Genomic DNA, 14572 nt, shown 5'->3' on the forward strand with positions numbered 1-14572 from the left:
AGTCATGACAAGACAGCGGGCCGATGTGTGACACGGCCCCGGGCGCTAGCCCGTCTGCGGCCGGAGCTGGCGGCGGGAGGTGATGCCGAGCTTGGTGAAGACCTTGCGCAGGTGCCACTCGACGGTGTGCTGGCTGAGGAACATCTGCTCGCCGATCTGGGCGTTGGTGAGCCCGGCCCCGGCGAGCTCGGCGATGTGTGCCTCCTGGGCGGTGAGCGCGTCGGCCGCCCGGCGGCTCGCCCGCTCGCCGATCGTCTCGCCGGTGGCCGCCAGTTCGTGCCGGGCGCGGTCCGCGAACGCGTCGGCGCCGACGGCCGTCAGCAGTTCGTACGCCGTTCGCAGCTGGGTGCGCGCGTCCTGCCGGCGGCCCGCGCGCCGGAGCCATTCGCCGTAGAGGAGGTGCGACCGCGCGAGTTCGATCCGCAAGCGGGTCCGGCCGAGTCGCTCGACGGCCTCTTGGTAGTCCGGCTCCGCGGCCGCGCCCTTGGCCAGCAGGGCCTTCGACCGGGCGAGCAGACCGAGTGCCCAGTCGGTGCCGGTGGCCTGCGCCAGCATGGCGAGCCGGTCGAGTGCCTCGCCTGCCAGTTCATGCTGTCCGCTCCGCACGGCGGCCTCGACCAGTTCGGGCAGGGACCAGCTGCCGACACCGAGGTCGTTCGGGTCAGCGCTGGCGGCCTGGGCCGACGCCAAGGCCTCCGGGTACCGGCCGAGGCTGTTCAGCAGCACCGAGTTGGCCCAGCGGGTGAACGACATTCCGCCGCCTTCGCCGCGTGCCGCCACGTCGTCCATCGTCTTGGCGATCAGCGGCGTGGCCTCGTCGACCCGTCCGCGCAGCACCGCCAGACCGATCGCCCCGTACGGCGCGAGCGCGCTTCCGGTCGCGTCGACGATCGTCCGGATCTCGGCCTGCAAGGACGCGGCAGCCGCGAAGTCGCCGCCGAACAGATGCATCGTCAGTCGCGAGTTGAGCACCAGCGGGAGCTCGGCGAGATCGCCCAGCGCGCGCGCCATCCGGACGTGCCGGGCGGTGAGGATGTCCCAGTGCTCGTAGTCCCAGAGGTCCACAGCTGTGCGCGACGCCAGCCACAACCAGCGAAGGTCGGCCGGATCCGCCTGGCCTGGATCGGCGAACGTTTCGATCGCCGCTCTGGCCAGCGGCACCGCGGCCGGGTAGCCGTCGGTGAACGAGACCGCCAGGGTCTCGAGGAGCAGGTCGTGCTTGCGGCGGACCGCCGGCCGCGGCGCCATCCGGGCCGCCTGTGCCACCGCGGACTGCGGCGATCCGGGGGCGAGCACCCCGGCGAACATGGCGGCGACGAAGGCGTCTAGATAGGTGTCGCGGGCCAGGTCCAGATCGAGCGGCTCGAGTCGGCGGGCCGCGTCCAGCAGTTGCTGCGCGGCCGACGCGCCGTGACCGGAGGCGAACGAGATCTGCGCCCGGAGGAGTCCCACGGTGGCCTGCTGCAGCCCGTCGGCGGACTGCTCGTCGGCGACCACGAGCAGCTTCTGCGCGGCCTCGAAGGCACCGGCCCGGAAGGTGGCCCGGGCGGCGGCCAGGGCGCGGCCCGCGCGGGTGCCCGGGTCCGGGGTCAGCTCGGTCGCACGCCGCAGGAACGCGGCCGTGGCCGCGAGCCCACCCCGGTGCTCCGCTCGATCCGCGGACGCGATCAGGTCACGGGCGACGCTCTCGTCGGGTTCGTCGGCCGCCTGGGCGCGGTGCCAGGCGCGCCGGTCGGGGTCGAGATCCGGGTCGATCGCCTCGGCCAGCGCGTGGTGCACCGCACGGCGGTCGGCCGGCGTGGCGGCCCGGTAGATCGCGGACCGCACCAGCGGATGGCGGAACCGGACCCGGGCGCCGAGCTCGACCAGACCGGAGGCCTCGGCGGGCCCGGCCTCGGTCAGCGGGATGCCCACGATCGTCAGCGCCCGGAGCAGCAACGGCAGGTCGCCGACCGGCTCGGCGGCGGCGATCAGCAGCAGGTGCTGGGTCCGTGCGGGCAGGAGCTGGACCCGCTGCGCGAAGTTCTGCTCGATCTGGCTCGCCAGCGGCCGCGCGTCCGGTCGTTCGAACCCGCCGGCCAGCTCGGCCGCGGTCAGACCGCGCGGCAGCTCGAGCAGTGCGAGCGGGTTGCCTCTGGTCTCGGCCACGATCCGGTCCCGGACGTGTTCGTCCAGCCGCCCGGGGACGACGGCGTCGAGCAACGCCCCGGCGTCCTCCTCCGGCAGGCCGCCGACCGTCAGTTCCGGGAATCCTCGCCACTCCGGCCCGGTGAGCGGGTCCCGTACGCCGAACACGATGCCGACGTGGTCCGCGAACAGTCGCCGGCCGACGAACGTCAGCGCCTGGACCGAGGCCTGGTCCAGCCACTGCCCGTCGTCGACGACGCACAGCAGCGGCTTGCGGTCGGCCACCTCCGACAACAGGCTGAGGACGGCCGCGCCGACCAGGAAGCGGTCCGGCGGGCCGCCGAACTCCAGGCCGAAGGCAACCGACAGCGCCGCCCGCTGCGGCGGCGGCAGGTGCTCGGCGAGCTTCAGCAACGGACTGCACAACTGGTGCAGACCGGCGAACGGGAGCTCCATCTCGGACTCGACCCCGGAGGCCCGGGCGACCCGGCAGCCGTCGGCGTTCCGGATCAGGTGGTCGAGCAGCGCGGACTTGCCGATCCCGGCCTCACCGCGGACGATCAGCACCTGTCCCTGGCCGGCGCGCACGCCGGCCACCAGGCGGTCGAGGCGTGCGGACTCCGCACTCCGGCCGCGAAGCCACTGCGTCGGTCCCGTCACGACTCACCATCCTCTCATCAGAGGCTGGAGCCGGATCTGTGTCGGCGCCGGACGACGCGGCCGGTACGCCGTACCGGGTCAGGCGGCCTGCTCGGCCAGGCCGGCGGTCAGGAACTCCTTGAGGTCCGACAAATCCCCGGCCCGCGACGCCGACGCCAGAGCACGGACGAGTTGATCATGCGCGGCGGGGCTGTACGGATGGCGGCGGTCGGAGGACAGCCGGTCCCGGGCCCGCTTGACCAGCTGGCGGGCATTCGGTGCTTCGATCCGCAGCATGTCCGCGATCTGCCGGTACGGGTACTCGAAGCCCTCCCGGAGGACGTAGGTGGCCCGTTCGGCCGGGGAGAGCCGTTCGAGCAGCATCCGGGCGGCCCGGTCGATGGACTCGTCCTGCTCGGCCCGGGTGTGCGGGTCGGCGTCGTCGGCGGCGTGTTCCTCGAACTGCCAGGAGGCGACGTACGTCTCGTGCCGGCGGCGGGCGCAGCGGACCAGGTTGATCGCGAGCCGGGTGGTCGCGGTGGCGAGGAAGGCCGCCGGGTCGACGACGGCCGGCCGGTCGGTGCGCTGCCAGCGCAGCCAGACGTCCTGGACGATGTCCTCGGCGTCGGGCGCGTTGCCGACGATCCGGCAGGCGATCCCGAACAGGCGGGGGCGGAGGACGACGAAGTCCGTGGCTGCCTGGTCCAGGTTCATGATCGGCTCCTCTGCTCCGTTCCGAGGTGGCTGTCCCAGCCTCGCCGCCGGTCCGTGGCCGCCGCGCCCTGGAAGTCCGTGGTGAAGTCCGTGGTCGCCCCCGGGGAACCCCCATGGACTCCCACGGACGTCGCACTGTCACATCGGCATCGGCTGCCCGGTCATAGGCAGTGCCAGGCCCCTGCCGTGGAGGACGAGATGAAGCCGAGGATCGAGACCGAACGACTGGTGATCAGGCCGTGGCGCGACATCGACGCCTCGGACGCGCTGGCGATCTACGGCGACGAGCACGTCACCCGCTGGCTGATTCCGCAGCTGAGCTGGGTGCCGGACGTGCCGGCCATGCGCGACCTGCTGCACCGTTGGCAGGCCGAGGACGTGAAGCCGGCCGGCCACTGGGCCGTCGAGCTGCGGGACACCGGCCGGGTCGTCGGCGGCGTGGCGCTGCTCCGGCTCGCACTCTGGGACGACATGGAGATCGGCTGGCAGCTGGCCCGGTCGGCGTGGGGCAACGGGTACGCCGCGGAGGCCGGGGCGGCGGTGGCCGACTGGTCGATGCACAACACCGATCTCGAGGAGGTGTTCGCCCTGGTCGGTCCGACGAATGCCCGCGCGGCCGGCACCGCCAAGCGGATCGGGATGGAGCTGATCGGCGAGACGGAGCAATACCACGGTCAGCGTCTGAACCTCTACCGGCTCCGGCACTACGACCTCGCGTACCACCCGGACTCGCCGACGTACGCCGGTGAGACGTGACAGACAGTCAGGATGTGACCGGGCTGACAGTCACACTCCGCTGCTCCGAGTTGTCTTAGCTGTAGAGCCACACCGGCCCGCCTGGGACGACTCGAAGGAGACCCGATGAAGACCACCGAGCAGCAGATCGCCACGTCCGTACTGGTGATCGGAACCGGTGGTGGCGGCCTGCGGGCCGCGATCGAGCTGGCCGAGCAGGGTGTCGAGGTTCTTGCCCTGGGCAAGCGTCCGCGCTCGGACGCGCACACCTCGCTCGCCGCCGGCGGGATCAACGCCGCCCTGGCCACGATGGACCCGGAGGACAGCTGGCAGCAGCACGCCGCCGACACCCTGCAGGAGAGCTACCTGCTGGCCAACCCGGACACCGTCCGGATCGTCACCCAGGGAGCGGCCGAGGGCATCGCCGACCTGGAGCGCTACGGCATGCCGTTCGCCCGGGAGGCCGACGGGCGGATCTCGCAGCGGTTCTTCGGAGCCCACCGGTACCGCCGGACGGCGTTCGCCGGCGACTACACCGGGCTGGAGATCCAGCGGACCCTGATCAACCGCGCGGTTCAGCTGGGCGTGCCGATCCTGGACACGATCTACGTGACCCGGATCCTGGTCCGCGACAACCGGGTCTTCGGCGCGTACGGCTTCGACCTGACCACCGGGCGCCGCTACGTCATCCATGCCGACGCGGTGATCCTGGCCGCGGGCGGTCACACCCGGATCTGGCGGCGGACGTCGTCGCGGCGCGACGAGAACACCGGCGACTCCTTCCGGCTGGCCGTCCAGGCCGGCGGGCGGATCCGGGACCCCGAGCTGGTGCAGTTCCACCCGTCCGGCCTGATCGAACCCGAGAACGCGGCCGGCACGCTGGTGTCCGAGGCGGCCCGCGGCGAAGGAGGTCAGCTCAGGAACGCGCTGGGCGAGCGGTTCATGGCCCGGTACGACGCCGAGCGGATGGAGCTGTCGACCCGGGACCGGGTCGCGCTGGCGGCGTACACGGAGATCATGGAAGGCCGGGGGACGCCGAACGGCGGGGTCTGGCTGGACGTGTCGCACCTCCCGCGGGAGACGATCATGCGCCGGCTGCCGCGGGTCTACCAGACGCTGCTCGAGCTGCAGATGCTGGACATCACCAAGCAGCCGATCGAGATCGCGCCGACGGCGCACTACTCGATGGGCGGCGTGTGGGTCCGTCCGGACGACCACAGCACCGACGTCGAGGGGCTGTTCGCGGTCGGCGAGGCGGCCAGTGGTCTGCACGGTGCGAACCGGCTCGGCGGCAACTCCCTGATCGAGCTCCTGGTGTTCGGCCGGATCGTCGCGGAGGAGGCGGCGAAGTTCTCCGTCGGGCGGCAGTCGCAGGAGCGGTCCGTGGAGGCGGTCGCCGAGGCGCGGGCGGAGATCGACGACCTGCTGGCGAACGACGGCGAGGAGAACGTCCGTGCCCTGCAGCGCGCGCTTCGCGACACGATGACGAGCCGGGCCGGCGTGGTCCGGGACGCGCCCGGCCTGCTGGCCGGCATCTCCGAGCTGGGCGAGATCGAGGAGCGGATGACCCGGATGGGTGTGCACCCGGACATCGCCGGGTTCCAGGACCTGGCGCACGCGTTCGACCTGAAGTCGTCGGCACTGGCGGCGCGGGCGACCCTGGACGCCGCCCTCGAACGCCGTGAGACCCGCGGGTGCCACAACCGCTCGGACTTCCCGGACCTCGACGAGTCGCTCCAGGTCAACATGGTCTGGTCCGGCCCGGGTGAGGTGGTGCGCGAGAGCATCCCGCCGATCCCCGACGAGCTTCGCGCGCTGATGCGGGACGACCTCTCCACGGAGGGCAAGCTGGTCGAGTGACCGGTAGTGGTCACGGGCGTTGACCGGACGCGCTGGCTCGGGATGGGGTGGACGGAACCGAGACTTGCGGAGGTCGGTGCCGGTGGCGACGGTGGACGACGTACGACGGGGGTTCCGGGCACCGCCCGGCGACGGCCGGGTGATGATGCGGTGGTGGTGGTTCGGGCCGTCGGTGGACCAGCGTGAGCTCGAACGCCAGTTGCGGGCGATGGCCGCGGCCGGGCTCGGCGGGGTCGAGGCCGCGTTCGTCTATCCGATGAGCTCGGTCGACGCGCCGTTCGGTTCGGACAAGTTCCTGCGCGACGTCGGGTTCGCGGCGCGTACGGCGCACGAGCTGGGGCTGCGGTTCGACCTGACGCTCGGCAGCGGCTGGTCCTTCGGCGGCGGGCACGTCCCGCCGGAGCTGGCGGCGCGCAGGCTGACCTGGGACCGGCGCGAGATCGGTGCCGAGGCGTACGACGTCCCGGTCGCCGAGCCGTGGCCCGGCGACCAGGTGGTCGCGGCGTTCGTCGGCGAGGGGTCCGCCGGCGTGCCCTCGGCGTACGACGAAGTTGCCGTCAGCAACGGGATGATCCGGGTACCGGCCGGGAACGGGCCGCGGGAGGTGCTGGTCGCGACCTCCCGGCTGACCGGGCAGAACGTCAAGCGGGCGGCGGCCGGTGCCGAAGGGCCGGTCCTCGACCACTACTCGGCCGCCGCGGCCGAGCAGCACCTCAGGGCAGTGGCCGAGCCACTGCTGGCGGCGGCCACCCCTGGGCTGGTGGGGTCGGTGTTCTGCGACAGCCTCGAGGTGTACCAGGCGGACTGGACACCGGATCTGCCGGCCGAGTTCGAACGCCGGCGCGGATACGACCTGCTACCCCGGCTGTGGGAGCTGCTCACCGGCAGGGACCGGGTCCGGATCGACTTCTACCGGACCTTGTCGGAGTTGTACGAGGAGAACTTCGTTGCCGTGTGCCGGCGTTGGGCGGCGGAGCACGGCGTACCGTTCCGGATCCAGTCGTACGGCGAGCCGCCCGCGACCATGAGCAGCTACCGGCACGCCGACCTGTTCGAGGGCGAGGGCTGGGGATGGACGCGGCTGCCGGAGACGCGCTGGGCGTCGTCGGCCGCGAACACCTACGGCCGGCCGGTGGTGTCGGCCGAGGCCTGGACCTGGGTGCACTCGCCGTCGTTCCGGGCGACGCCGCTCGACCTCAAAGGGGAGGCACACGAGCACTTCCTGTCCGGGGTGAACCAGCTGATCGGCCACGGCTGGCCGTACTCGCCCTCCGGCCAACCGGGCGTCGGCTGGATCTTCTACGCCGCCGGCGCACTGGACGACCGCAACCCGTGGTGGCCGGTCGCGCCCGACCTGTTCGGCTACCTGCACCGAGTGTCGTGGCTGCTCCAGCAGGGCACTCCGGTCCGGCCGGTGAAGGTGTACGTGCCGGCCTCGGACGCCTACGCCGCCGGCACGCTGAACCTCTATCGGGCGGCACGACGGCTGATCGGTGACGACATCCCGCGGATCATCCGCGAGTCCGGCCTCGACTTCGACCTGATCGACGACGACGCGACCACCGTGGTCGACCCGGCCGCGGTCGGGCTGGTCGTCGTACCCGGCGGTGCGACTGTGCCGGGGGAGACCAGGCGGTGGCTGGAGGCGGTGATCGCGGCCGGGGGAGTGGTCACCGAGGATCTCGCCGGACTGGCGGACCAGTTGCCGGCGCCGTTGCCGGACGACGTCGGGATCGTGCATCGGCGGCTCGACGACGGTGACGTGTACTTCGTCGCGAACACGGGCAACCGGACGCGGACCTTCACGCTCGCCGAGTCGACGGCCGAGCGGTGGGACCCGGTCACCGGGTCGACGACGCCGATCAGTCCGGCCGAGGTGACGCTCTCGCCGTACGAGGCGGCTGTGCTCGTGCCGGCGTCCGTTACTGCTGCCGACGATCCCGTGGTCGATGTTCCGTTCGCCACGCTGGACGGGTCTTGGCGGGTGTTCGGTGAATCCGTCACGCTGCCGCACCGGTGGGAGGACGATCCGGCGCATGCGGCGTACTCGGGCTGGGCCTCGTACGAGATCGAGTTCGAGCTTCCGGAGGCTGACGGCCGTGTGCTGCTGGACTTCGGTGCCGGCGCGCCCACCGACCGGTCCGGTCGTCTGCCGGTGCACTCGTACCAGGCGTTGCTCGAGGCGCCGATCGGGGTGGCCGCCGAGGTGTGGGTGAACGAGAGCCGGTGCGGCACGCTCTGGGCGCCGCCGTACCGGGTCGACATCACGGACGCCGCGAAGCAGGGCACCAACGCGCTGCGCGTCGTCGTGCACAACACGAACGCCAACGCCTTGTCGGTGGACCAGCACCTCGCACCGCTGGTCGAGTCGGTGACGGCTCGCTACGGCCGGCGGTTCGACCTGCAGGACATCGAGCACGCCGCGGACTCCGTGAGCTCCGGGCTGTTCGGGCCGCCGGCCGTCATCCTTCGGCGCTCGGGAAGCGCGGCCGGCTGATCATCGGCATGAGCCGGCTGCGGCACGCGTACGTCGAGCTCGCACCGGAGCTGGAGCTCGGTCGCCAGGAGCCGGGCGTGCGGTGTGCCGGCGTCGAGACCTGGGGTGATCTCATTCCGAAATGTGATCACGATTGATAGTCGCTGGCTCAATGTTGACAGTCGATAGCTGAGCATCGATTATCGATAGGTGATCAGTGTGCGGGGACTCAGCAGGCAGTACGGTGACGTGCGCGCCGTGGACGATCTGACCTTCGACGTGCCGGCCGGGGAGGTGACCGGGTTCCTCGGGCCGAACGGCGCCGGCAAGTCGACCACGATGCGGATCGTGATGGGCCTCGACCGGCCGACGGCCGGCACGGCGCTCATCGGCGGGCAGCGGTACGTCGACCTCCCGGAGCCGCTGCACCACGTCGGGGCGCTGCTCGACGCGGGCGCGATGCACCCCGGCCGCACCGGGCGCGGCCATCTCCGGATCGGCGCCCGGACCAACGGCATCCCGTTGCGCCGGGTCGAGGAAGTGATCGAACAGGTCGGCCTCGGCCAGGCCGCCCGCCGGCGGATCAAGGGCTACTCGCTCGGCATGCGGCAGCGGCTGGGGATCGCGGCCGCGTTGCTGGGCGACCCGAAGGCGCTGCTGTTCGACGAGCCGGTCAACGGCCTCGACCTCGACGGCGTCCGCTGGATCCGGTCGCTGCTGCGCGGTTTCGCCGACGAGGGCCGCACCGTGCTGGTCTCCAGCCACCTGATGAGCGAGATGCAGCTGATCGCCGACCGGATCGTCGTCATCGGCCGCGGCCGGCTGATCGCCGAGGCGCCGGTCGACGAGATCCTGCGTGGGCTGGGCGGCCAGCGGGTGCGCATCCGTACGCCGCGGATCGAGGACTTGCAGCGAGCGCTGGCCGACCGGGCGGCGGTCGAGCGCACGGCGCCCGGGGAGCTCGAGATCACCGGCCTGGGCGCCACCGAGATCGGCGACCTCGCCCACGCCCTCGGCCTCCCGGTGCACCACCTGGCCGAGATCGAGCAGTCGCTCGAACATGCCTATCTCGCCCTGACCGGGGAAAGCGTCGACTACCACGGCCGCACTCCGTCGTACCTGAACGGAGCCGGCCGATGAGCACGCCGATCGTCCTCGCCCGCACCGGCAGCGCCGAGTGGAGCCGGCTCTGGAGCGTCCGCTCGACCTGGATCTTCGCGGCCGCGACCGCGGTCGTCGTGCTCGGCTTCGGCACGATCATGGGGTACGACGTCTCCGGCGACCCGACCGGGCCGGGGCCGGACGCGACCGCGTGGGACGGTGGCCGGTTCACCGCGATGTTCGCGTTGTTCGGCGTACTCGCGATGGCCGTGGTCACCAGCACGGCCGACCACGGGACCGGCGGTATCGTGCCGACCCTGCAGTGGACACCGCGGCGGGGTGTGCTGCTCGCTGCGCGGACCGGTGTCATCGTCGCGACGATGACGCTGCTCGGGGTGGTGCTGGTGGCCGGGGCGAGCGTCGTGGTGTGGGCCTTCCGACCATCGCTCGGGTTGCCGTTCGGTGCCGGCGTCGAGGCGCTGGCCGAGCTCGCGTTCGTGTACGCCGCCGGTGCGCTGCTCGCTGTCGGGCTGGGCCTGGCCACCCGGAGCACGGCGGCCGCACTGGTCAGTGTGATCGCGCTGGTCCTCGTCCTGCCGATGCTGCTGGCACAGCTCCCGTACGAGTGGTCTGTCGGCCTGTCCGCCCGGATGCCGGGCTCCGGCGCACTCTTCCTGATCTTCGGCGAGGGACCGCGCGACGACATGACGACGGCGTCGGCCCGGCTGACGCTCGGGCTGTGGGCGGTCACCTCGCTGGTGGCCGGCGGCCTGCGGTTGATGCGTACCGACGCGGACCGATGAACCCGACCGAGGTGCTCGTGGTGGGGGCCGGGCTGGCCGGTCTCCACACGGCCACGTTGCTCGCCGAGCGAGGCCACGACGTCCTGCTGGTCGAACGGCGTACGCGGCTGACGACCGCGATCCGGACCACGGGCATCTTCGTCCGCAAGACGCTCGACGACTTCCCGTTGCCGGCCGAGTGTCTCGGCCCGCCGATCCGCCGGGTCGTGCTCTACCCGCCCGGCCTGTGTCGACCGGTGACGTTGGTCAGCGGTCGCGACGAGTACCGGGTCGGCGACATGGCGCCGTTGTACGTCGCCGCGGCAGACCGTGCGCGCGCGGCCGGCGTGCGGATCTCGCTGGGCACTCGGTACGCCGGCCGGTGCGGAGCTGGCTTCGTCGTGGTCGGTCCGCACGGGCCGCGGACCGTGCGAGCCCGGTACGTCGTCGGCGCGGACGGAGCCCGGTCGCGGGTCGCGCGGGACCTCGCGCTGGATCGCAACCGCCACCTGCTCATCGGGGCGGAGGAGGTCTTCAGCGTTTCGCCTGGCGCCGACCCGCCGACGTTCCACTGTGTGCTCGATCCCTCGCTCGCTCCGGGCTACCTGGCCTGGGTGGTCAACGACGGACGGCACGCCCACATCGGTGTCGCCGGGCACGCCGATCGTTTCCCGGACGGGATGCGCAAGGCCTTGGAGAGGTTCGCGAAGGAAGCACCTGGCTTGCCCGGTGCCGACCGTCCGATCGAGGTGGAGCGACGTGGCGGTCCGATCCCGGTCGGTGGCCTGCTGCGCCGGATCGGTTGTGCGGACGGGCTTCTCGTGGGCGACGCCGCCGGGGCGGTCTCGCCGCTCACAGCCGGGGGGCTGGACCCGTGTCTGCGGTTGTCTTCGCTGGCTGCCGACGTACTCGATGAGGCCTTGCGCGCCGGGCCGACCGCCCTGACGCAGTACGACGGTGCTGCGCTGCGGGCTCACTTCCGTGGGCGGCTCCTGCTGCGTCGAGGGCTGGCGCAGGTACGCACTCCGGCCGCGGCGGCACTGGCCTTCGGACTCCTTCGCACTCCGCCCGGGCAGGCCGCGGCCCGGCGGATCCTCTTCGGCGACCGCTCGTTCCCGACGAGCGACGGTCGCCTAGGCTGGCGGGGTGGACACTGAGCCGAGTTGGCGGGAGAAGCGCCGGGAGGCGTCCGCGGCCCACGCCGCCGCCCTCGAGCAGCGCAGAGCTGCCGAGACCGCGCAGGCCCGGGCGCTGCTGACCGACTTCGTGCGGGAGGTGACGGCGCGCGGCGTCGAGCCGCAGCCGCTGCGCGCTCCGGTCGGAGGCTCGGGCGGCGGCTACCGGACGAACGTGGTCGGCTGGTACCTGCGGCGCAACCGTTCGCTCGGCGTCGACCGCGAAGGCAACTTCTACATCCTCGCGACGCCCGCAAGCCTGAAGTCCCGGCTGTTCGGCGTGCGCCTGCTCCCGTCCGACCCGCCGCTGACCGTGGGCCTCGGCGCCCGCGACGGTGAATCCATCCCACTACGACAGTTGCTCGCCCTCCGCCTCGAGGAGGGCGAAGGCCCGCCGTCAGATACCCGTCCGAGTTGACGCGTCGATCAGGGCCCGCAACGCCGGGCGGTTGATGTCGTCGAGGGTGGTCAGCTTCAAGCTGCGCATGCTCAGCTTGCCGCCGACTTGGCGGCCGCCGGTGGTGGGAAGGAGCCCTTCGAGGTCGGGGAGCTCGCCGCCGCGGTAGAAGCCCAGGGTGACGTGGTTCTTGAACGGCATCAGGTACGCGAACTGCTCGGTGTACTTCTTCGGGCCGACGCCCCAGCCGACCGAGCCCTGCTGCGCCCAGACCACCTCGACGGTTCCGGGCAGGACGTCGTACACCAGCGCCCGTACGGCGCGGGCCAGCGCCTGCACGTGGTCGCTCGAGGCCGCGATCACGCGCTCGAATTCGGCGTCGTGCTCACGACCGGCCGGGTTCACCACTCCGGCCGCATCCGCCATGGCATCAGTCTGCCGGTCGCGACCGGTCGGCGACAGCCATGACCGGCTGAGAGCCAGCGCGGCCGCACGCAAGGACGGACGTTCCATGGAACGAGAGTCACGCAGACCGCTTTCATTTCGCCTTCACCGCGTGAGCTCAGCGGATCCGGGACAGGCGGCCGTTCTCGGTGATGCGGACGGTGGTCTTCCGGGCGCCGACCGTCAGGTCGACGAAGAACATGCCGCCGACGGTTCGGGTGGTGAAGGCAACGGTTTCGAGGCGGTCGGCCGGGACCACGGCGGACAGGATCGTCGCGCTCGGCCCGGAGCGGTTGAACTTGACCACCGGTGCCTGCAGGCGGTCGAAGATGGTCGGGTAGTACCAGCCCTGGACCGGGTCGGGCCTGCCTTGCTCGATGGTGACGGCGTCGGCGGGTAGTTGCTGCCGGTAGGGGATCTGCAGCACCTGGGTCTTGGTGGTGTCACCGGGCTTGGCGGCGACCACGGTGGTCGGCGACTGCACGGTGACCTTCTGGTCGGCCGGCAGGTGCCACAACGTCTCGTACCGCTGCACTGCGCCGGACTGTCCGCGGTCGAGCGTGATGATCAGGTCCGGATCCTTCAGGACCAGGACGTCCCGGGTCCGCTCCACACCTTCGACCGGGGTGCCGGCGAGGGCGTAGTACGCCGCGGTCGGGGCGATGGCCGCGCCGACCAGTCGCGTCTCGGCACCGGTGGACCGGCCGTTCGCAACGGTCATCACGTTGTGCGCCGACTGACTCTTGGTCCAGGCCTGCCACGTGTCGTCCTGGTACCCGGAGTGACCCGGGTCGATCAGGATGTCCCGGCCGTGAGAGGTGTAGGTGAGCGACGTGTGGTCCTCGTGGCCGTGGTAACGGCGTCCCGGGCCGAAGCGGAGGGTGTACGACGACTCCTGCGTGAACGGCCGGGTCTCACCCCAGCCGGTCCGGCCGAAGACGTACCCGGCGTCGAACACCGCGGTCCGCCGAGGTGGACTGACCCCGTGCTTGCCGAGTGAGGCGGCGTACTCGAGGGAGGTCCCGCGGACGAGGTCCGGCTTCTGCCGGATCGTGTCACCGACCTGGGGGAGATGTCCGGTCGGAGTGGTCGCCAGCGCCAGCCACTCCGCCAGCGCTCGGCGCCGCTGCTCGATGACCGGACTCGGAGTCGCACCGCAGCGCTGCAGTGTGCTGACGGCCCGGCCCCACAGTTGGTGGTTGAACATCGCGTACCCGATCGACTGTTCGTTGGTCGAGCCCTGCGGGTCGATCGCGGTGGTGATGGCTTCGGTCAGCCGCTCGACGGCGAGCGTCTTCAACTCGGCCCGGCCGAGGGTGCAGCCGACACCGAACAGCGCGATGCTCTCGTCCGTGCCGTGGTTCCAAGCCCCGCCCCAGTTGTCCTGCATGAACCGGGCGTGGTCGAGCAGCGCGTGATCGAGCCAGGCGTACTGCGCCGGGAGTCGCCGGACCGGCAGACCGGAGAGCACGGCCTGCCGGGCACAGATCAGCACGTTGGTGCGATGCATCGTGGACTCCCAGGCGCCGACGTCGCCCTTCCACGAGTACGGGTTGTCGCGCACCCAGTCCTGGATGACGGCCATCACGTGGTTCAGCGCGCGGCGGTCGCCCTTGCCGGCCGCGGTGATGCCCTGCCCCAGCCAGCGCAGCGAGTGCAGCCACATGTACCAACTCGGTTTGCTGTACGGATCGGACCGCCAGCGGATGTCGCCCGATCCGTCGCCGACCTGGTACGGCGGATCGTCCCCCCAGGCGAACGTGTCCCGGTACAGCGCCGGCAACGGGACCTTCGCGGCGATCCCGCTGAAGCCGGAGCACCCGTAGGTGCCCGTCGGTGCGACCGGCGTGGACGGTGCCGGCGTGGTCGGCGCGGGCCTCGGAGCCGGCGAAGCGCTCGCGCTCGGAGTGGGCGACGCCGCCGGAACAGTCGCCGCGACGCTGCGCTCCCGGCCGGGCAACAGCACGGTGACCGCGCCCGTGAACGCGATCGCACACGCGAGCAGGCAGACGACAGTCAGCCCGATCGTGGTCCGCACCCGCGATCGCCGCGACGACATCCAGCCTCCCCCCACCCCGCCGAAAGACATATATCAGAACGCCGGGGCGGCGCGGGGGTGAAC

General features: G+C 71.8%; 12 protein-coding genes. 8 read left to right on the top strand and 4 right to left on the bottom strand.

Annotated features, from left to right (window positions below):
- Window positions 1–45 precede the first annotated feature (45 nt).
- Both E1218_RS18625 and E1218_RS18630 read right to left on the bottom strand, forming a co-directional pair.
- Entirely contained in the window at window positions 46–2787 is a 2742-nt protein-coding gene (locus E1218_RS18625) for an ATP-binding protein (RefSeq protein WP_132321827.1), read from the bottom strand.
- Between the two features lie 78 nt (window positions 2788–2865).
- Complete coding sequence (locus E1218_RS18630) at window positions 2866–3480, bottom strand: sigma-70 family RNA polymerase sigma factor (protein WP_132321829.1); 615 nt, start codon at window positions 3478–3480, stop codon at window positions 2866–2868.
- A gap of 198 nt (window positions 3481–3678) precedes the next feature.
- On the opposite strand from E1218_RS18630, the gene E1218_RS18635 reads away from it, so the two are divergent.
- From E1218_RS18635 to E1218_RS18665, 8 genes are all read left to right on the top strand, one after another.
- Window positions 3679–4236 (top strand): GNAT family N-acetyltransferase, encoded by a 558-nt coding sequence (locus E1218_RS18635; RefSeq protein ID WP_132321831.1) that lies wholly within the window; start codon window positions 3679–3681, stop codon window positions 4234–4236.
- A 105-nt stretch (window positions 4237–4341) separates the two neighbouring features.
- Window positions 4342–6075 (top strand): L-aspartate oxidase, encoded by a 1734-nt coding sequence (locus tag E1218_RS18640; RefSeq protein ID WP_132321833.1) that lies wholly within the window; start codon window positions 4342–4344, stop codon window positions 6073–6075.
- 82 nt (window positions 6076–6157) lie between these two features.
- Window positions 6158–8572 (top strand): glycosyl hydrolase, encoded by a 2415-nt coding sequence (locus E1218_RS18645; RefSeq protein ID WP_132321835.1) that lies wholly within the window; start codon window positions 6158–6160, stop codon window positions 8570–8572.
- Between the two features lie 8 nt (window positions 8573–8580).
- On the top strand, window positions 8581–8709 hold the full coding sequence (locus E1218_RS37795; RefSeq protein WP_267900315.1) for a hypothetical protein: 129 nt from the start codon (window positions 8581–8583) through the stop codon (window positions 8707–8709).
- Between the two features lie 52 nt (window positions 8710–8761).
- A complete protein-coding gene (locus tag E1218_RS18650) occupies window positions 8762–9691 on the top strand; it encodes an ABC transporter ATP-binding protein (protein WP_132321837.1) in 930 nt (309 codons plus the stop codon).
- Window positions 9688–10455: a hypothetical protein gene (locus tag E1218_RS18655; protein ID WP_132321839.1), complete on the top strand. Its 768-nt coding sequence runs from the start codon at window positions 9688–9690 to the stop codon at window positions 10453–10455. Before E1218_RS18650 ends, E1218_RS18655 begins: the two co-directional genes overlap by 4 nt.
- Window positions 10452–11591 carry an NAD(P)/FAD-dependent oxidoreductase gene (locus tag E1218_RS18660; RefSeq protein WP_132321841.1) on the top strand — a complete coding sequence of 380 codons (1140 nt, stop codon included), beginning with the start codon at window positions 10452–10454 and terminating at the stop codon, window positions 11589–11591. The genes E1218_RS18655 and E1218_RS18660 overlap by 4 nt, the downstream gene beginning before the upstream one ends.
- The gene (locus E1218_RS18665) at window positions 11581–12027 is read left to right on the top strand and encodes a hypothetical protein (protein ID WP_132321843.1); all 447 of its coding nucleotides are present in this window, start codon (window positions 11581–11583) and stop codon (window positions 12025–12027) included. Before E1218_RS18660 ends, E1218_RS18665 begins: the two co-directional genes overlap by 11 nt.
- On the opposite strand, the gene E1218_RS18670 is transcribed toward E1218_RS18665, so the two are convergent.
- Both E1218_RS18670 and E1218_RS18675 read right to left on the bottom strand, forming a co-directional pair.
- Entirely contained in the window at window positions 12007–12519 is a 513-nt protein-coding gene (locus E1218_RS18670) for a DUF1801 domain-containing protein (RefSeq protein WP_132321845.1), read from the bottom strand. The genes E1218_RS18665 and E1218_RS18670 overlap by 21 nt on opposite strands.
- 49 nt (window positions 12520–12568) lie before the next feature.
- Window positions 12569–14509, bottom strand: a complete 1941-nt coding sequence (locus E1218_RS18675) for a heparinase II/III domain-containing protein (RefSeq protein ID WP_132321847.1) — start codon at window positions 14507–14509, stop codon at window positions 12569–12571.
- Window positions 14510–14572: the final 63 nt, after the last annotated feature.

This window comes from Kribbella turkmenica (assembly GCF_004348725.1).
Taxonomy (GTDB): domain Bacteria; phylum Actinomycetota; class Actinomycetes; order Propionibacteriales; family Kribbellaceae; genus Kribbella; species Kribbella turkmenica.

Excerpts from the sequence above, each read along its gene's own strand:
- E1218_RS18640 (WP_132321833.1), top strand. The coding sequence starts at position 4,342 with ATGAAGACCACCGAGCAGCAGATCGCCACGTCCGTACTGGTGATCGGA.
- E1218_RS37795 (WP_267900315.1), top strand. The coding sequence starts at position 8,581 with ATGAGCCGGCTGCGGCACGCGTACGTCGAGCTCGCACCGGAGCTGGAG.
- E1218_RS18660 (WP_132321841.1), top strand. The coding sequence starts at position 10,452 with ATGAACCCGACCGAGGTGCTCGTGGTGGGGGCCGGGCTGGCCGGTCTC.
- E1218_RS18635 (WP_132321831.1), top strand. The coding sequence starts at position 3,679 with ATGAAGCCGAGGATCGAGACCGAACGACTGGTGATCAGGCCGTGGCGC.
- E1218_RS18670 (WP_132321845.1), bottom strand. The coding sequence starts at position 12,519 with ATGGAACGTCCGTCCTTGCGTGCGGCCGCGCTGGCTCTCAGCCGGTCA.
- E1218_RS18675 (WP_132321847.1), bottom strand. The coding sequence starts at position 14,509 with ATGTCGTCGCGGCGATCGCGGGTGCGGACCACGATCGGGCTGACTGTC.
- E1218_RS18655 (WP_132321839.1), top strand. The coding sequence starts at position 9,688 with ATGAGCACGCCGATCGTCCTCGCCCGCACCGGCAGCGCCGAGTGGAGC.
- E1218_RS18630 (WP_132321829.1), bottom strand. The coding sequence starts at position 3,480 with ATGAACCTGGACCAGGCAGCCACGGACTTCGTCGTCCTCCGCCCCCGC.